This is a genomic window from Halomonas sp. 7T, assembly GCF_025643255.1.
Lineage (GTDB): Bacteria > Pseudomonadota > Gammaproteobacteria > Pseudomonadales > Halomonadaceae > Vreelandella.
On the sequence record NZ_CP087112.1, the window covers coordinates 1,313,751 to 1,330,784 of the forward strand.

At 51.7% G+C, this 17,034-nt stretch carries 16 protein-coding genes; 12 read left to right on the plus strand and 4 right to left on the minus strand.

The window, feature by feature from the left end:
* Window positions 1-152: 152 nt before the first annotated feature.
* The 3 genes from ectA to LOS15_RS06040 all read left to right on the plus strand — a co-directional run bounded on the left by ectA (window position 153) and on the right by LOS15_RS06040 (window position 2,572).
* Window positions 153-731 carry a diaminobutyrate acetyltransferase gene (ectA, locus tag LOS15_RS06030; RefSeq protein ID WP_263068811.1) on the plus strand — a complete coding sequence of 193 codons (579 nt, stop codon included), beginning with the start codon at window positions 153-155 and terminating at the stop codon, window positions 729-731.
* Window positions 732-810: 79 nt separating this feature from the next.
* A complete protein-coding gene (gene ectB / locus LOS15_RS06035) occupies window positions 811-2,079 on the plus strand; it encodes a diaminobutyrate--2-oxoglutarate transaminase (protein ID WP_263068812.1) in 1,269 nt (422 codons plus the stop codon).
* Window positions 2,080-2,179: 100 nt separating this feature from the next.
* Complete coding sequence (locus LOS15_RS06040; RefSeq protein ID WP_263068813.1) at window positions 2,180-2,572, plus strand: ectoine synthase; 393 nt, start codon at window positions 2,180-2,182, stop codon at window positions 2,570-2,572.
* A gap of 86 nt (window positions 2,573-2,658) precedes the next feature.
* On the opposite strand, the gene LOS15_RS06045 is transcribed toward LOS15_RS06040, so the two are convergent.
* The gene (locus LOS15_RS06045) at window positions 2,659-3,201 is read right to left on the minus strand and encodes a DUF3833 domain-containing protein (protein ID WP_263068814.1); all 543 of its coding nucleotides are present in this window, start codon (window positions 3,199-3,201) and stop codon (window positions 2,659-2,661) included.
* Between the two features lie 222 nt (window positions 3,202-3,423).
* Here LOS15_RS06045 and LOS15_RS06050 point away from each other — a divergent pair, with 222 nt between their 5' ends.
* Genes LOS15_RS06050 through yidD form a run of 6 tightly spaced genes read left to right on the plus strand, consistent with a single transcriptional unit; the run spans window position 3,424 to window position 8,094 of the window.
* On the plus strand, window positions 3,424-4,260 hold the full coding sequence (locus tag LOS15_RS06050) for an ATP-dependent zinc protease (RefSeq protein ID WP_263068816.1): 837 nt from the start codon (window positions 3,424-3,426) through the stop codon (window positions 4,258-4,260).
* 38 nt (window positions 4,261-4,298) lie between these two features.
* Window positions 4,299-5,822: an inactive transglutaminase family protein gene (locus tag LOS15_RS06055; protein WP_263068817.1), complete on the plus strand. Its 1,524-nt coding sequence runs from the start codon at window positions 4,299-4,301 to the stop codon at window positions 5,820-5,822.
* On the plus strand, window positions 5,819-6,817 hold the full coding sequence (locus LOS15_RS06060; RefSeq protein WP_263068819.1) for an alpha-L-glutamate ligase-like protein: 999 nt from the start codon (window positions 5,819-5,821) through the stop codon (window positions 6,815-6,817). Before LOS15_RS06055 ends, LOS15_RS06060 begins: the two co-directional genes overlap by 4 nt.
* A gap of 31 nt (window positions 6,818-6,848) precedes the next feature.
* Window positions 6,849-7,295, plus strand: coding sequence for a transcriptional repressor (locus tag LOS15_RS06065; protein ID WP_263068820.1), 447 nt, complete (start codon window positions 6,849-6,851; stop codon window positions 7,293-7,295).
* Between the two features lie 2 nt (window positions 7,296-7,297).
* Window positions 7,298-7,765: a phosphoribosyl-AMP cyclohydrolase gene (hisI, locus tag LOS15_RS06070; RefSeq protein WP_263068822.1), complete on the plus strand. Its 468-nt coding sequence runs from the start codon at window positions 7,298-7,300 to the stop codon at window positions 7,763-7,765.
* Window positions 7,765-8,094, plus strand: coding sequence for a membrane protein insertion efficiency factor YidD (gene yidD / locus LOS15_RS06075; RefSeq protein ID WP_263068823.1), 330 nt, complete (start codon window positions 7,765-7,767; stop codon window positions 8,092-8,094). Before hisI ends, yidD begins: the two co-directional genes overlap by 1 nt.
* Window positions 8,095-8,110: 16 nt before the next feature.
* On the opposite strand, the gene LOS15_RS06080 is transcribed toward yidD, so the two are convergent.
* Together LOS15_RS06080 and LOS15_RS06085 are read right to left on the minus strand one after the other, a co-directional pair.
* On the minus strand, window positions 8,111-8,527 hold the full coding sequence (locus LOS15_RS06080) for a SufE family protein (protein WP_263068824.1): 417 nt from the start codon (window positions 8,525-8,527) through the stop codon (window positions 8,111-8,113).
* 39 nt (window positions 8,528-8,566) lie between these two features.
* A complete protein-coding gene (locus LOS15_RS06085; protein WP_263068826.1) occupies window positions 8,567-9,733 on the minus strand; it encodes a tyrosine-type recombinase/integrase in 1,167 nt (388 codons plus the stop codon).
* 211 nt (window positions 9,734-9,944) lie between these two features.
* On the opposite strand from LOS15_RS06085, the gene LOS15_RS06090 reads away from it, so the two are divergent.
* Window positions 9,945-10,979 (plus strand): DNA-binding protein, encoded by a 1,035-nt coding sequence (locus LOS15_RS06090; RefSeq protein ID WP_263068829.1) that lies wholly within the window; start codon window positions 9,945-9,947, stop codon window positions 10,977-10,979.
* An 84-nt stretch (window positions 10,980-11,063) separates the two neighbouring features.
* Here LOS15_RS06090 and nfuA read toward each other — a convergent pair whose 3' ends face one another.
* Window positions 11,064-11,669, minus strand: coding sequence for a Fe-S biogenesis protein NfuA (nfuA, locus tag LOS15_RS06095; protein ID WP_263068832.1), 606 nt, complete (start codon window positions 11,667-11,669; stop codon window positions 11,064-11,066).
* Window positions 11,670-11,937: 268 nt separating this feature from the next.
* Here nfuA and metH point away from each other — a divergent pair, with 268 nt between their 5' ends.
* The gene (metH, locus tag LOS15_RS06100) at window positions 11,938-15,633 is read left to right on the plus strand and encodes a methionine synthase (RefSeq protein ID WP_263068834.1); all 3,696 of its coding nucleotides are present in this window, start codon (window positions 11,938-11,940) and stop codon (window positions 15,631-15,633) included.
* Complete coding sequence (locus LOS15_RS06105) at window positions 15,633-16,952, plus strand: MATE family efflux transporter (RefSeq protein WP_263068837.1); 1,320 nt, start codon at window positions 15,633-15,635, stop codon at window positions 16,950-16,952. Before metH ends, LOS15_RS06105 begins: the two co-directional genes overlap by 1 nt.
* Window positions 16,953-17,034 lie beyond the last annotated feature (82 nt).

Genomic DNA, 17,034 nt, shown 5'->3' on the forward strand with positions numbered 1-17,034 from the left:
CAAGCAGTGCGAGAAAAGCGCCATCCAGGGCGGTTTAAACGCCTATCATAACCAAAAATTATGGAAAACATACCTGAGGATAATATGATTTTTGAATTGCTCATAATCAGCTGTTATAATAAAAATCAAATTCGCTACAGCGAAGCATAACCATGAGTACGCCTATAACGCCTTTTACACCTTCTGCCGATCTAGCGCGGCCTACCGTTGCCGATGCGGTGGTAGGCCATGCAGAAACACCACTGTTCATCCGCAAACCCAATGCAGATGACGGTTGGGGTATTTTCGAGCTAATAAAAGCTTGCCCACCTCTCGATGTGAACTCAGCCTACGCCTACTTGTTACTCGCAACGCAATTTCGTGATACCTGCGCTGTCGCTACCAATGAAGAGGGCGAGATTGTTGGCTTTGTTTCCGGTTATGTAAAAGACAATGCGCCTGACACGTATTTCTTATGGCAAGTAGCCGTTGGAGAGAAGGCGCGCGGTACGGGGCTAGCACGCCGTTTGGTGGAAGCTATTATGTCGCGCCCCGAATTAGCGAATGTCCACCATCTGGAAACAACCATCACCCCGGACAACCAAGCCTCTTGGGGGTTGTTTCGTCGCCTTGCCGCCCGTTGGCAAGCGCCTCTTAACAGTCGCGAATATTTCTCTACTGAACAGCTGGGCGGAGAGCACGATCCGGAAAACTTAGTGCGTATAGGGCCGTTTCAAACCGAAGCGCTTTGACGTTCCGTTTTTCCCGCTTGTGTGATCCCAGCCTGTTGTCAATCTACTTGGCTCAACTATCTAAAAAGGAGGTCGCTAAATGCAGACCCAAACGCTTGAACGCTTAGAATCTAATGTACGTACCTATTCGCGCTCGTTTCCGGTGGTCTTTACTAAAGCACAAAACGCACGATTAACCGACGAGAACGGCCGTGAGTATATCGATTTCTTAGCAGGAGCAGGCACGCTCAACTATGGCCACAACAATCCCCACTTAAAGCAAGCAATGATTGATTATCTTGCAACGGATGGGGTAGTACATGGCTTGGATATGTGGACAGCCGCCAAGCGTGACTATCTTGAAACCCTTGAGGAAGTCATCCTAAAGCCTCGTGGACTTGACTATAAAGTTCATTTGCCAGGCCCAACCGGTACTAACGCAGTAGAAGCGGCCATCCGTTTGGCCCGTGTTGCTAAAGGTCGCCATAATATTGTGACCTTTACCAACGGCTTCCACGGCGTCACTATGGGCGCATTGGCCACCACCGGAAATCGCAAATTCCGCGAAGCGACGGGTGGCATACCTACCCAAGGCGCAAGCTTCCTCCCCTTCGATGGTTACATGGGCGAGCATGCGGATACCCTTGATTACTTTGAAAAACTGCTCCACGACAAGTCAGGCGGGCTAGATATTCCTGCAGGCGTTATCGTAGAAACCGTGCAAGGCGAGGGCGGTATTAACGTGGCAGGCCTCGAGTGGCTGAAGCGTTTGGAGAGTATCTGCAACGCCCACGACATTCTCTTGATCGTAGATGATATTCAAGCAGGGTGTGGCCGTACGGGAAAATTCTTCAGCTTTGAGCACGCAGGCATTACACCTGACATTGTGACCAACTCTAAGTCTCTCTCTGGCTTTGGGCTGCCTTTTGCTCATGTCCTAATGCGCCCAGAGCTAGATAAATGGAAGCCCGGCCAGTATAACGGCACCTTCCGCGGTTTTAACCTTGCCATGGTGACCGCCACGGCGGCGATGAAAAAATATTGGTCTAATGATACGTTTGAGCGTGACGTTCAGCGTAAAGCGCGTATTGTTGAAGAGCGTTTTCAAAAATTAGCAGCGCTACTCAGTGAAAACGGCATGCCTGCTACAGAGCGTGGCCGTGGTCTTATGCGCGGTATCGACGTTGTATCCGGCGATATTGCCGATAAGATTACCAGCAAGGCATTTGAGCATGGCTTGATTATTGAAACGAGCGGCCAAGATGGCGAAGTCGTCAAATGCCTCTGCCCGCTAACGATTACCGATAACGACCTGCTTGAAGCACTGGATATTTTAGACGCATCAGTGAAGGCTGTTATCAGCAAGTGAGTTAGCGTTTTGTGATCATGCTACGCACGAGTGATTGGCGTATGTACCGATTCAATAGTAGGCCCTAGTTAGCGCTAAGCGCCTAGTAAAGGAGTATCCTATGATCGTTCGCAACATTGAAGAAGCACGCAAAACTGACCGCTTAGTCACCGCTGAAAACGGCAACTGGGATAGCACGCGCCTGGTACTTGCCAATGACGGTGGCAACTTTTCATTTCATATTACCCGAATCTTTGAAGGCACTGAGACACATATTCATTACAAGCATCACTATGAATCTGTGTACTGCATTGAAGGAGAGGGTGAAGTTGAAACACTGGCAGATGGCAAAATCTGGCCTATTAAGCCAGGCGACATCTATATTTTGGACCAGCACGACGAGCACTTGCTCCGCGCCCACAAAACCATGCATCTAGCCTGCGTATTTACACCACCTATTACCGGCACCGAAGTACACCGAGACGATGGTTCCTATGCGCCTGCTGATGAGTAAGTAACCAACATCTAGCGTACGTTAAGCAGAGAAGCAGCCTCGCTATTTAGCAGGCTGCTTTTTGCTACGGGATAAGAATCCTAGCGCTAGTCGTTCGTTTCTACTTTTTCAAAAACTAAGGTAATTTCGCCTAACGTAAGGCCAAATTTACGCATTGCAGTTCGGTTAATGACTCGGCCATCTGGCTGCAGGTACATCCAGTCGTCCATAGTAAAGCGTATATTTCGTCCGCCAACGTCGATAACCAGTGGATAACGCATATTGAAAGCATGTCCCGATTGGCGAGCATCAACGTTGCCATCAACGTCGTTAGCAGTTCCTAGCCACTCGTTGGGCCCAGTGCGCTCGAAGATCCAAACGCGCCGGTCAGTTTCACCATCATCAAACAAAAACGCTTCATCCAGCGTCAACGTGCCATCTTCATAGGTGCCGACAATATCAACAGTAAAACGCCTCTGAACCTCACCTGAGTAGTCCTGTACCATCCCCCAAGCACGCGTGGTACCGGAGAAGTACTCAGCAATGTCAAAATGGGGTGTCGTTTCAGCGTAATCCTCAATATCTACGCTTGCGCACCCGGCAAGCAGGAAGAGAGAGGCCAAGAGAGGCAGCCATATTCTACGTTTCATACAGGATTCCTATATATGGTAGACAGCATGTATAGTCATTGTAAGAGGAAAGGCGCTTTAAAAGTAGCGATCAGCGAATATTAAGGCACTAGCAAAGGTTCGCATAATATATATTATGTTAAATCAAATAAATGTTCGTAGTGAAAACCACGACTACGTTGGACAACCGGTCTCCCTTCTCCTTATCATTCGTGCTCTTATTATCCAAGGATACTACTCGTTATGCGCCCAGGTGTTTTGTGGCTGTTGGCTAGTTTGTCGCTTACGTTTGCAGGCTGTGCCACTATCCAGCCTGATACTAATGAACCATTACCGCTGAGCGAAGCCTCATTCAATAGCCGCATTATTGAGCTAGAAAACGCCTTGGCACAGCAGTGTGGCGCAACATCTACGCTACAAGAACGCCAGCTTAATCAGCAGCAAGTGCTCATCGCTGACGTTCGAGAAGTAGGCAGCCTGCTGCGTTTTTTACGCGGTGATATCGCTAGCCTAGAGGCTCGTGGCTCAGACCCAGTCATTATTCGTGAAGAGTGTGAAGCGGTAAGCATTGAGGATACTAAGACCATGCTGGGCCGTAATGAGTGGGTCGGCTTGCCTAGCATTGGCACTTACTTGAAAGCGCGGGTCGATTCTGGCGCTCACACGTCGTCGCTTTCTGCTTCTAACATCACGCGCTTTGAGCGAGATGGTGAGAACTGGGTGCGCTTTAAGCTTGCCCTAAACGAAGAAGATATTGTTGTAGAGCGTGTCCGTGACGAGTGGATTGAAGCGCCTATCCTGCGCAGAGTGCGTATTGTTCAGGCTTCTGGCGAAGAGTCACGCCCAGTTATCTCGCTATTAATGACCCTTGGCCCTATCCGCGAAAACGTTGAGTTCACCCTGAACGACCGCACGCATTTAGACTATCCCGTGCTGCTAGGGCGTCGTTTCATGATGGACATTGCCACGATTGATGTTGCTCAAACCTACATTCACGAACGTCCTGAGTTTCCTGGCGGTGAGCCAGCCGAGCAAGCCGCTGATGATGAAGTGGCTGATCAAGACGATACCGAAGAATAACCGCTCTCCTCTGCCGCTTTTCGTTGAAAGGAATCTTCATGTCACGGCTGCCGTTTTATTTAATCGTAGGATTTTTGCTCGTCGCGGGTATTGCTACCAGCATTCACAGGCATATCCAGTTTGAGATTCCCTGGTTTCCCGGTGAACAGCGTCAAGTGTGGGAAATTGAGGCCGTCATTAATTTCAATGCGCAAAATGGGCCTGTTCAGGTCGATTTGGCGCTGCCCAGCCATCAGGCTGGTTTCCGTGTGCTCACAGAAAACACTGCTTCCTCCGGCTATGGGTTAGCGTATCAGGCCGATGAGCTGGGTCGTCAGGCGCAATGGACTATCCGTGAGGCTGCGGGTAGCCAGCAGCTTTACTACTCTGTACAAATGCTGGTTTCTCCTGATGCCCGCTCCCCGGTACAAACACCACCCGACCTCTCTCCCCCACCTCCCTGGGAGAGCCCTTATGACACAGCGGCTAACCAGCTCATTGAACGTGCTTGGGGACGTAGTGCGAATAACGCGACCTTTGCCCGTGAGCTGATACTTGATATCAATGGCGATCGACAAGGCGAAAACGCCCGCTTACTGCTCACACAAGAGCAACCTTCTACCCTGGTGGTACGCTTACTCAATCAAGCGGGCGTTCAAGCGCGCGAAGTTAGCGGCCTGCTACTGGAAGATGGGCGTAGGCGTCAGCTATTAAGTAGCTGGATACAAGTATTTGACGCATCTGCCGAACGCTGGGCGATATTCAACCCCACCACCGGCGAACAGGGTAAACCGGATAATTTAGTGCTGTGGGAAACAGGCGGCCGTGCCGTACTAGAGGTTCAGGGCGGCACCAACTCACGTGTTAGCTTTTCTATGTTGACGCACTATCAACCGGCGTCGGCTGCGGTGCGAAATCATTATTCAGACGATACCCTTCTAAACTTCTCCATTCACAGCTTGCCGCTGGAAGAGCAAGCGCTATTTCAAACGATTCTGCTCATTCCGATAGGCGCGCTGGTCGTGGTCTTTCTGCGTGTACTGGTAGGGGTCAAAACGTCGGGCACCTTTATGCCGGTACTGATTGCCCTGGCCTTTATTCAAACCACCCTGCTGACCGGGTTAATCGGCTTTTTGTTAATCGTAGCCGTTGGCTTAATTATTCGTAACTATCTCTCTTACCTCAACTTATTGCTTGTCGCGCGGGTGTCTGCGGTGATCATAACGGTCATTGCGATCATCTCTATTTTTACCGTGCTGGCGTACCGCATGGGATTAAGCGCTGGGTTAACAGTGACCTTCTTCCCGATGATTATTTTAGCGTGGACCATAGAACGTATGTCCATTTTGTGGGAAGAAGAAGGTCCTAAGCAGGTACTGATACAAGGCGGCGGTAGTCTACTCACGGCTGTGCTGGCCTACCTTGCGATGAATAACCCATGGGTACGTCATATCACGTTCAATTTCCTTGGCGTCCAGCTAATACTGATGGCCTTGATTCTGTTGCTGGGTAATTACACCGGATATCGGCTACTTGAGCTACGCCGTTTCAAGCCCATCACCGATGATGAGAAACCCTCATGAGCTGGCTAAAAAACTGGACTTGGCCAACCCGGTTACGCGATAAAGGAATTATCGGCATGAACCGGCGAAATATCCGTTACATCGGCCGCTACAACTCCCGCCGCTTATACCCGTTGGTAGACGATAAGCTAAAAACCAAATTATTGGCTCAACAGTACGGCATTACAACGCCAGAGCTCATTGGCACCGTCACCACTCAGTTCGGTGTCAAGCACATTGGCGAGATGCTCGTGGGCCATAACGGCTTTGTTATTAAACCCGCCAAAGGCAGCGGCGGAAAAGGCATTCTGGTGATCGAAAAAGTCGAAAACGATGCCTTTATTAAACCCAGCGGGATGCACCAGTCGATTGAGGATATTGAGCGTCACGTTTCTAATATTCTTTCCGGACTTTACTCGCTAGGTGGGTCCCCAGATGTGGCGGTGATTGAAACTCTCATTAATTTTGATGAGAGCCTATTAGCCTATACCTATGAGGGCGTGCCAGATATTCGGGTCATCGTTTTTAAAGGTTACCCGGTTATGGCCATGATGCGCCTCTCAACCGCTGCGTCCGACGGCAAAGCCAATCTTCATCAAGGAGCGGTAGGTGTTGGTTTAAATATCGCTACCGGTGCGGCAATTCGTGGCGTTCAATTTGATCGCCCTTGCTTTAGCCATCCTGATACAGGCCATGATTTGGCAAGCCTAGTGGTGCCAGAGTGGAATACCCTGCTTCACTTGGCAGCTGGCTGCTATGAAATGACCGGGCTGGGTTATTTGGGAACCGACATGGTGCTTGATCGTCAGCACGGCCCGATGCTCCTAGAGCTAAATGCTCGTCCAGGGTTAGCCATTCAAATGACCAACGGCGAAGGGTTGCGAAGGCGCCTTGACTTGATTGAACGTCAACCGGACGGGGTCTCTGTTGAAAAGCGCGTGGCGTTCGCTCAGCACCACTTTGCACGACAGAGCGAGCTGGTCGAAGGCACTGACAGCGCTTCAGCGAGCGCGTAGACTTACGCTAACGATGTTCAATGAGTTCCCTATGACTGAAGCTAATGCGCTACTGCTCCAAGCAGAAACTCAGTGCCACACTCGCGGTGTCCGGTTTACGCCCATCCGCCGCCGTGTGCTTGAGCTAATTGCGGAAAATGGAGGCGGCTTAAAAGCCTATGACCTGTTGGACAAGCTCTCCACTGAACATGCTGCCGCGCGGCCGCCTACGGTTTATCGCGCGCTGGAGTTTTTAATCGACCAAGGGCTTGTGCATCGCATTGAATCGCAAAATGCCTACGTCGCTTGCGCGTGTCCAGAGCACGCCCACGGCTTTCAACTGTTGATTTGTCGGCAGTGTGGCTATGTGGAAGAACTTCATTTGGACGCTATTAGCGATGAACTAGCCACCTTGGCAAAACGCCAAGGCTTTAACGTTGAACGACAAACCATTGAACTTCAGGGCCTGTGCCAACACTGCCGACAAGCGAGTGATTAATTATGTCCCGTTTTGATGATGCAGATCTTGCGGATCTGTTTAAGGCGCTGGAAGACGCCACTCCACACGATGCGCTCCCTGCTATGTCGACGTTGTTAGATGCAGTACGGTTCAATAAAGAGGGGCTTTTGCCCGCCATCGCCCAGCAGCATGACACCGGTGAAGTGCTGATGATGGCATGGATGAACCGCGATGCTTTGGAAGAGACGCTAGCGACTCACCGGGTCTGTTACTACTCTCGCTCGCGTCAAACGCTGTGGCGTAAAGGTGAGTCTTCTGGGCAGCAGCAACACTTGAAAAGTGCGGCTCTGGATTGCGATGGGGATACGCTTCTGCTGCAAGTTGAACAGACCGGGCCCGCTTGCCACACTGGTCGGCGCAGCTGTTTTTACGTTAATGTAAGCCATGGACAGGCGAGCATTAATAGCCAACCCTTGATTGACCCAGCCACCCTTTACGGCAAAAAGTAATGCGCCGGTTCTTTGGGATGCTGAGCCGTCTCGTGCTTCAGCTCGTTGGGGGCACCATGGTGATGTTAGTAAAAATCTACCAATACACCCTTAGCCCTCTGCTCGGCCCTCGCTGCCGCTTTTGGCCAAGCTGCTCTTCTTACACCATAGAAGCCATTCAGGTTCATGGCCCCTTTAAAGGGGGCTGGATGGCAGCTAAACGTATCGTTAAGTGCCACCCAGGTAACCCTGGCGGCATGGACCCGGTGCCCGGAGGCAGAAGCGAACGCCTGTGCCAAGAAGATGAAGACTTACTCCCGCCCCAAGCAAAATGCAATCATCGGCATTAACCATGCCCATGGGCGACTAGCCCTGCTGCGCTACCTGGTAAATACGCTCTAACATGGCATGCAGGCCGTTACTGCGTGTCGGCGATAAGTGCTTATCCAATCCAAGATCTTTCATAAAGTGCGGTTCGGTACGATTAATTTCATCAGCGCTTCGTTCGCTGTAAATTCTCAGCAGAACCGCAATCAAGCCGGATACGATGGCAGCATCAGACGTGGCTTTAAAAATTAGCTTACCGCCCTCCTTCTCATGCTGCATCCAGACATTAGACTGGCATCCCTGAATTTTAAACTCGTCTGTTTTACACGCCTCGGGAAAATCAGGCAGCTGCTTTCCCATATCAATAATATATTGGTATCGATCCATCCAGTTATCAAACATTTCAAACTCTTCGATTAGCTCTTGCTGGGCTAGCTCGGCGCCGGAGGTGCTCATGGCATTTCCCTTTGGTTAAATGTCGCTGAATGCGCCCTATTATAACGGTTCATTGCGATCTTTTGGGGCCGTTTCCCCTAAACGGTGCTGCTGCTGCTCTTGATGCCACTCTGCCTCTTCACTGTGGAGGTAACGCGTTGTGGTTTCTATTCGCGCGTGGCGCGCACTTTCTGCCAAATAGCGCAGACTGATGCCAGATTGCGCCTGGTGAGTGATCGATGTATGGCGCAGCCAGTGAGGGGTAGCCTGTCGCAGCGCTTGGATATAGCTCGGCTTGCCACCCTGCTCTTCTAACGCATCGGCGGCATCGAAAAATGCTTTGCGTATCAGTCGGTAGAGCTGGTTATCACTAATTCCACGCTGCTTGTCTAAGGCGCGAATTACTGGCGTTGCATCGTCCGGCTGGGGCAGCCCCCGCAAGCTCAGTGCGTTTCGCCATTCAGATAGGCAATCCAGCATGTCATTAGGTAGCGGTATACGCGCCAACTTACTGCCCTTGCCGACGACTACCCACCACCAGCGCCCTTCGCTTTGTTGAAAGTCACCCATTTGTGCGTTCGACATTTCGCTAATACGCGGAGCTAGCAGATAAGCAAAGCCGAAGATGAAACGTCGGCGTGCATGCTCATACCGTGTGCGCTCGTTGGGCTGGGCCACTGACATATTGATCCACCCCCATAACCACTCCCACAGCGCGCGCTCTAAGTAGCGCTCAATTCGCTGGGCTTGGTTGTTAAGGCGCCGCGACTTATCGCGCATTAACACAAATGGATTGTGGCTCACCCACCCTGCTTCAACTAACCAGCTAAACATCCCCTGCAAAATGACTAGGCTTTGGCGCCGGCTGGCTGGTGAAAGCCCGCCACGAAAAGGCCGCCATTGAGGATGATGACGCGGCCTTGTTGGCCCTACCCACTGCGTTGCAGGCTGCGGATTTTCTAAGAAAGCCTCAAATTGGCGAAGCATCTCGCGGTTTATATCCTGCAACTGATAGCGCTGGCTGGCTAACCAAAGCAGCAGTCGCTCTGCCTCTCGCCGGTAGCATTTCCACGTTTGCGGGCTGCCCTGATACTCAGCAAGCCAAGCCGCTACCGCTTCTGCGTCGCTTTTCGCTTCTATTCGCTCCAACGAACTGTGTAGCGGTAATCGTTCTATCTCTACGCCCTTCTCTTTGGGTGACAGTGAGATAGCCACAGGGTTGGGCATGGTTATGTCCTTATCGGCCTTCACCGTGATTAGGTAGATATTCAACAGGCTAAGTGTGGGCTTACACGATCAAAAATTCAAGATAAGACGGGTAATCTTGAATTTACATAGTAAACCATAAACATTATTACATAATACGTATTACGTAATATTTGAAATATACATCAATTACTACGACAATGCTGATCTACTTTTAACTGAGATAACCACGATGGCGCGCAGTGGCATTCAATACAGTGATGTTCAGCAAGCAATTGACACCCTGCTTGAACGGGGCGATTCGCCTAGCGTTCAGCGCATTCGTGAGGTTTTGGGCACTGGGAGCTTCACCACCATCAGCGAGCACTTCCGTTTGTGGCGCACCGAGCGCGAACAGAACCGGGATGTGCCGCCGCCTAAAGGGGTGCCAGAAGTGATTGTCAATGTCGCGAGCGAGCTCTGGCGAGAAGCCCAGGAAGTGGCCAACCAAGCACTTGTTCACTACAGAGAAGATGCCAATCAGAAAGTAGAGAGCGCTCAAAAAGAGGCAGCTGACGCGGCACAAAACGCGGCCAACGCTGAACAGCGTGAAAGCGCGTTAGCTGAACACCTTCGCCACACCGATCAGCGTTTAGAAGCCGTCAATAGAGAATTAGCCGCCAGTCAAGCCAAAGAGAGCCAATGGCAGGAACACGCAGAAAAAGCGGAGCAATTGGCTGAGGAGTATCAACAGAAACATGCCCAGGCGGAGCAGCGCATTGCTGAGCTCAAATCAGACTTTGCCGAAGAGCAACAACAACAGCTGGCGGCGTGGCAAGAGCGGCTAACGCAAGAAGAGCAACGCAACGAAGCCGCAGAGGGAAAGCTGATGGCTCTGCTCGATACGCTGCGACAGGAGCGCGCCCTGGAAGAGAAAGCGCTTCAAAAGCGCTTACAGCACTGGGAGCAGCGGGCAAACGCACTGGATAAGGAGCTTCAGCTTAAAAAACAGGCGTTGCAGCAGTACCAATTAGATAACAGCAGCTTGCAACAGCGTATGGAGGAATTTGAGCGTAACAACCGATTGCAACAGGAGCAGCATTCTAGCCTGCAGAGCGAGCTTGATAAGGCCTATCAAGCGTTAGAGAAGCAGCAGCTAGCGGCTCAAAAAGATGAAACGTGGCAACAACAGCTTTGGCAACGCATGGAAGCGCTTCAGTCACAGTTATCTGCCCTGCCAGAAGTGCTATCAACGACTGAAAAACAAGACAGCCCAACTAACGAGTAGTCCGCCACGCAAAAGCCCAGCACACATTGGCTGGGCTTATGATGCGCCGACTAGTGCATCGGCGTACTCGTGTAACGGCTAAAATTAGCGATAATAAGCGTTAGAGGTATCCGTATGGTCGGTCACATCACGAATGCCTGCAAGCTCAGGAATCCGCTCCATCAAGGTCTTTTCAACGCCGTCTTTAAGCGTTAAATCTACCGCTGCGCAACCCTGACAACCGCCGCCAAACGCAAGCACAGCCACCCGGTCTTCGGTTAACTCAACCAGCTTAATCTCGCCGCCGTGAGCTGCCAATCCAGGGTTAATTTCACTGTAAAGCGTATAGTTAATGCGGTCTTCCAGAGGGCTGTCCGCATTCACTTTAGGCATTTTTGCGTTGGGCGCTTTAATGGTCAGTTGACCGCCCATGCGATCCGCATTGAAATCGACCACTGCTTCTTCTAAGAAGACCAAGCTGTTTTTGTCGAGAAATACGTTAATTTTCTCCAGCTCAAGCTTCATGTCGGTAGGTTCTTCTTCACCAGGGCGACAATACGCCAAGCAAGTCTCAGCGTAGGGAGTACCCGGCTGAGTAATAAAAATACGTACTGCAATACCCTCAACGTTCTGCTTTTCCAGCAATTCTGCGAGGTAATCTTGTGCGCTTTCGGTAATATCAATACCGGGAGCTTCGATAGTCGTGGTCATGAGGGGTGTTGTCCTCCCGTGGTAGTGGCGCGGCCACTTCACATGTCATTTGTACCCATGGTAAGCAAAACTGGCCTCTGACACAATCCTGAGTGTTTTAGTCGGCTATTGCTTGCGTCTATGAACGCGCCTAATAAAGATGCTGCAATAACTTCACGCCCGCACTTGCTGCCGTATGGTGTGCCCTTTGCTATGATAGGCGCCGCTCACACTATGACGACTATAAAAACATCCTTTTCGACTGAGACGCTGGAGATTCCCCCCTGCCATGGCTGCTAGTGATTTGACTGCTTCCCTCACCCAACGCCTTACCCAACGCATCCTGATTCTTGATGGCGGTATGGGTACCATGCTGCAGAATGCTGAACTCAGTGAGGAGGATTTTCGCGGTGACCGGTTCAGTGCCTGGCCGTCTGACCTAAAAGGTAACAATGACCTACTAGCGCTTACCTGCCCCGATGTCGTTGCGCGTATTCATCGCGACTATTTGGAAGCTGGCGCCGATATTCTTGAAACCAACACGTTTAACAGCACCCGGCTGTCTCAGGCCGATTATGGCATGGAAGACCTGGTGCCAGAACTCAATCGTGAATCAGCACGTTTGGCCCGGGAAGTATGCGATGCGGTAGCCGCGGAAACCGACATTCCGCGTTATGTTGCAGGCGTGCTTGGCCCAACATCGCGCACTGCCTCTCTCTCACCAGATGTTAACGATCCCGCTAAACGTAATGTCACTTTCGATGAGCTGCGTGAAAATTACTATGAAGCGGCCAGCTGTTTAATTGAAGGTGGCGCCGATCTCATCATGATCGAAACCATCTTTGATACGCTCAACGCCAAAGCGGCCATCTATGCCCTTGAAGAGCTCTTCGATGATTTAGGCCGTCGCCTGCCGGTGATGATTTCTGGCACGATTACCGACGCTTCCGGCCGCACGCTTTCTGGCCAAACGACCGAAGCGTTCTGGAACTCCGTTCGTCATGCCCAGCCGCTTTCCGTGGGGCTTAACTGTGCATTGGGCGCCGAAGAGCTGCGCCCTTACATTGAAGAGCTTTCTACCAAAGCCAATACCTTTGTTTCTGCCCACCCCAACGCCGGCTTACCTAATGAATTTGGTGAGTATGACCAAACGCCCGAGGAGATGGCCGCGATAGTCAGCGAGTTCGCTGCGAGCGGGTTGGTTAACATCATCGGTGGTTGCTGTGGGTCAACGCCTGAACATATCCGTGCTATTGCTGATACCGTGCGCCCCATGGCGCCTCGCCAAGTGCCCAAGCGTGACCACGCTTGCCGCCTATCGGGGCTAGAGCCCTTTAACATTCAGGCTGATTCGCTGTTTGTAAACGTAGGCGAGCGCACCAACGTTACGGGCTCAGCGCGCTTTAAGCGTTTGATCGTCGAGGAAGATTTCACCACCGCGCTTGAAGTTGCGCTAGAACAGGTGGAGAACGGCGCGCAGATCATCGACATCAACATGGATGAAGGCATGTTGGAGTCCCAGGAAGCCATGGTGCGCTTTCTGAACTTAATCGCCGGTGAGCCTGATATTGCCCGCGTGCCGATCATGATCGACTCCTCCAAATGGGACATCATCGAAGCGGGCCTAAAGTGCGTTCAGGGTAAGGCGGTCGTGAACTCGATATCGCTTAAAGAGGGCGAAGCCGCGTTCCGCGAACAAGCCACCAAATGCCGTCGCTTTGGTGCCGCCATTGTCGTCATGGCGTTTGACGAAGAGGGTCAAGCGGATACCTTCGCCCGCAAAACTGAGATTTGTGAGCGCGCCTACCGCCTGCTAGTCGACGAAATCGGCTTCCCTGCTGAAGACATTATTTTCGATCCGAATATCTTCGCCATCGCCACCGGCATTGACGAACACAATAACTACGCAGTCGATTTCATTGAGGCCACACAATGGATTCGTGAGCACCTGCCCCATGCCATGGTTTCAGGTGGTGTGTCTAACGTCTCGTTCTCGTTTCGGGGTAACAACCCGGTACGTGAAGCGATCCACTCCGTGTTTTTATACCACGCTATTCGCGCCGGTCTTAGCATGGGGATTGTCAATGCAGGGCAGCTTGCGGTCTACGATGACTTGCCCGCTGAGCTTCGCGATGCTGTAGAAGATGTCGTGCTCAACCGCCGCAACGACGGCACTGAACGGTTGCTGGAACTTGCCGACAAGTACAAGGGTGATGGCAGCGGTGCGGCCAAAAAAGAGGATCTCGAATGGCGCAGCTGGCCAGTCAACAAGCGCATTGAACATGCACTGGTAAAAGGTGTTACCGCGTATATTGAAGAAGATACGGAGCAAGCCCGTGCCGAAGCGGCCCGCCCCATCGAGGTCATCGAAGGGCCGCTTATGGACGGCATGAACGTGGTGGGCGACCTATTTGGCGCGGGCAAAATGTTCCTGCCCCAGGTTGTGAAGTCAGCACGGGTTATGAAGCAAGCCGTTGCCTACCTCATTCCTTATATTGAAGCCGAGAAAAGTGAAGAGACCCAGGCCAAAGGCAAAATTGTCATGGCAACGGTCAAAGGTGATGTTCATGACATCGGTAAAAATATCGTTGGTGTGGTCTTGCAGTGTAATAACTATGAAGTTATTGATCTGGGCGTGATGGTGCCCACTGAAAAAATTCTGCAAGCCGCTATCGATCATAATGCGGATATTATTGGCCTTTCCGGGTTAATCACACCCTCGCTGGATGAAATGGTGCATGTGGCCAAAGAGATGCAGCGCCGCGGTATGAACTTACCGCTGCTCATTGGAGGTGCCACGACGTCAAAAGCGCATACCGCTGTAAAAATTGAGCCACAGTACGAGCACCCGGTGATCTACGTTACCGATGCCTCCCGCGCGGTGGGCGTGGCTGGCAAGCTGCTCGCACCTAACTTAAAGCCCGCTTACACGGCTGAAATCCGCGAAGAGTACGAAAAAGTACGTGAGCGTAACGCCAAACGTCGCCCGAAAGCGGCTGATCTGGATTACACCCAGGCGCGCAAGCGGCGTTTCCGCACCGACTGGGCGAACCATACCCCCGCCAAGCCAAGCACCTTAGGCTTGATGACCTTTGATGATTACGACCTCGAAGAGCTTGTGGAGCGTATTGATTGGACGCCCTTCTTTATGAGCTGGCAGCTCGCTGGAAAGTACCCCAAAATTCTCACTGATGACGTGGTAGGCGAAGCCGCTCAGAGCCTGTTTGCTGATGCCAAGGTAATGCTGCGCAAGCTAATTGACGAAAAACGCGTTCAAGCGCGCGGGGTTATCGGTTTATGGCCCGCTAACAGCGTTGATGATGATGTGATCGAAGTGTATGCGGATGAAAACCGCACGGAAGTGGTAGAGCGCTTACATCATATTCGCCAACAAACCACTAAAGGCAGGGACGGCATTTGCTACAGCCTTGCAGACTTTATTGCCCCCAAGGAGAGTGGCAAGCCCGACTGGATTGGCGGTTTTGCAGTGACCACCGGCCACGGCGTTGACGAGCTCTCCAAAGCGTATGAAGCGGCCGGTGACGATTACAATGCCATCATGGTGCAAGCGCTAACCGACCGTTTAGCAGAAGCATTCGCTGAACGTATGCATGAGCGAGTTCGCAAAGAGTTTTGGGGCTACGTACCTGAGGAAACGCTGGATAATGAGGCGTTAATTGCTGAGAAATATCAGGGTATACGCCCCGCTCCCGGCTATCCTGCCTGCCCTGATCATACGGAAAAAGCAACGCTGTTCCGTTTGCTCAATGCTCCGGAAAATACCGGCCTTACGCTCACGGAAAACTTTGCCATGTGGCCTGCCGCGGCGGTGTCTGGCTGGTATTTCGCACATCCCCAATCGAAGTACTTCTCTACGGGAAAAATCACCCGAGACCAGGTAGAAGCGATTGCTGATCGCAAGCAGATGCCGCTGGCTGAGATGGAACGCTGGCTATCACCGGTGCTCTCTTACGACCCTAGCTGATGCCACCTGCCGTACGCCGCCATGGCAGGGTCATGCGCTTGGCCCTACCTATTATGTTGGGCATGCTTTCTCAAAGCATGCTCAACTTAGTTGATGCCGCGCTAGTGGGCCACTTAGGCCAAGAGGCATTAGCGGGTGTGGGGTTGGGTGGCTATGCCATGTTTATGGTAACGGCAGTGGTCTTCGGCCTCTCCTCCAGCGTACAGTCCCAAACCGCATATAATATGGGCGCTGGCCGCTATACCGCCTCACGCCCGCTCAATGCTGGCCTTACTATTGGCGCCTTAGTCGGCATACCGCTGTCTTGTGTAGCGTGGTGGCAAGCCCCGGCGCTGCTCCAATTACTGGCCCCTTCCGACGAGGTTACGCACATCGCCGTGGAGTACTTTCGCTGGCGCGTTATCTCTTTAACAGCCATTGCATTAACACTGTGCTTTCGTGGTTATTGGAATGGCTTGCAGCATACCCACCTGTATTTACGCATTATTGTGATCGTGCACGTATTTAATGTATTCGCCAGCGCAGGCCTTATTTATGGCATCGCAGGACTGCCTACGCTTGGCACCAACGGTGCAGGCATTGGCACCACGCTTTCCCTGTTATTGGGGCTTATATTATGGATTGGTATTACGTTTAAACATAACCGCGTTTTCAGCTTCATCTGGCCTCAATGGAGCACAGTTCGGTCAACTCTTTCGCTTGCCGTCCCACACTCTATGCAGCAATTGTGGTTTGCAGCAGGCTACGTTGTTCTCTTTTGGCTTCTCGGTAAAATGGGTACTGAGAGCGTTGCGGTAGGCCATGTGTTGGTTAACCTATCGCTGCTACTTATTTTGCCAGGCGTCGGCGTCGGTATGGCGGCAATGAGCTTGGTGGGAGAAGCTCTTGGGCGCGAAGATCAGCAGGCAGCACACCGCTGGGGTATCGATGCACTCAGGGTTGCCGGTACGCTTTTGGCCGTTTTGGCGCTCCCCATGCTGCTGTTTCCGAGCACCGTGTTGACCATTTTTTTTACTGACCCTGAATTAATAAAGCTCGGCACCCTACCGCTACAAATTACTGGTTTTATGATTGTACTAGATGCTGCTGCACTCGTACTGGCCCAGGCATTAATGGGCGCTGGCGCACAGCGAACGGTAATGCTGCTTACTTTAAGCATGCAGTGGTTAGTATTTCTACCGCTGGCTTGGTGGGTGGGCATTGAGATGGGCTATGGATTGCTAGGGGTATGGCTGGTACAGCTATTTTATCGCCTCTTAAACTCAGGCAGCTTCTTATGGATATGGCAGCGTCGACGTTGGTTATCCCAAACGCTTTGATGCCGCATTCAAATATCATTTAGCGATAAAAAGATAATTATATATTCTTTTGTAGAATATGACACCCGCGTTAAGGTGACGG

Excerpts from the sequence above, each read along its gene's own strand:
- ectA (WP_263068811.1), top strand. The coding sequence starts at position 153 with ATGAGTACGCCTATAACGCCTTTTACACCTTCTGCCGATCTAGCGCGG.
- ectB (WP_263068812.1), top strand. The coding sequence starts at position 811 with ATGCAGACCCAAACGCTTGAACGCTTAGAATCTAATGTACGTACCTAT.
- LOS15_RS06040 (WP_263068813.1), top strand. The coding sequence starts at position 2,180 with ATGATCGTTCGCAACATTGAAGAAGCACGCAAAACTGACCGCTTAGTC.
- LOS15_RS06045 (WP_263068814.1), bottom strand. The coding sequence starts at position 3,201 with ATGAAACGTAGAATATGGCTGCCTCTCTTGGCCTCTCTCTTCCTGCTT.
- LOS15_RS06050 (WP_263068816.1), top strand. The coding sequence starts at position 3,424 with ATGCGCCCAGGTGTTTTGTGGCTGTTGGCTAGTTTGTCGCTTACGTTT.
- LOS15_RS06055 (WP_263068817.1), top strand. The coding sequence starts at position 4,299 with ATGTCACGGCTGCCGTTTTATTTAATCGTAGGATTTTTGCTCGTCGCG.
- LOS15_RS06060 (WP_263068819.1), top strand. The coding sequence starts at position 5,819 with ATGAGCTGGCTAAAAAACTGGACTTGGCCAACCCGGTTACGCGATAAA.
- LOS15_RS06065 (WP_263068820.1), top strand. The coding sequence starts at position 6,849 with ATGACTGAAGCTAATGCGCTACTGCTCCAAGCAGAAACTCAGTGCCAC.
- hisI (WP_263068822.1), top strand. The coding sequence starts at position 7,298 with ATGTCCCGTTTTGATGATGCAGATCTTGCGGATCTGTTTAAGGCGCTG.
- yidD (WP_263068823.1), top strand. The coding sequence starts at position 7,765 with ATGCGCCGGTTCTTTGGGATGCTGAGCCGTCTCGTGCTTCAGCTCGTT.
- LOS15_RS06080 (WP_263068824.1), bottom strand. The coding sequence starts at position 8,527 with ATGAGCACCTCCGGCGCCGAGCTAGCCCAGCAAGAGCTAATCGAAGAG.
- LOS15_RS06085 (WP_263068826.1), bottom strand. The coding sequence starts at position 9,733 with ATGCCCAACCCTGTGGCTATCTCACTGTCACCCAAAGAGAAGGGCGTA.
- LOS15_RS06090 (WP_263068829.1), top strand. The coding sequence starts at position 9,945 with ATGGCGCGCAGTGGCATTCAATACAGTGATGTTCAGCAAGCAATTGAC.
- nfuA (WP_263068832.1), bottom strand. The coding sequence starts at position 11,669 with ATGACCACGACTATCGAAGCTCCCGGTATTGATATTACCGAAAGCGCA.
- metH (WP_263068834.1), top strand. The coding sequence starts at position 11,938 with ATGGCTGCTAGTGATTTGACTGCTTCCCTCACCCAACGCCTTACCCAA.
- LOS15_RS06105 (WP_263068837.1), top strand. The coding sequence starts at position 15,633 with ATGCCACCTGCCGTACGCCGCCATGGCAGGGTCATGCGCTTGGCCCTA.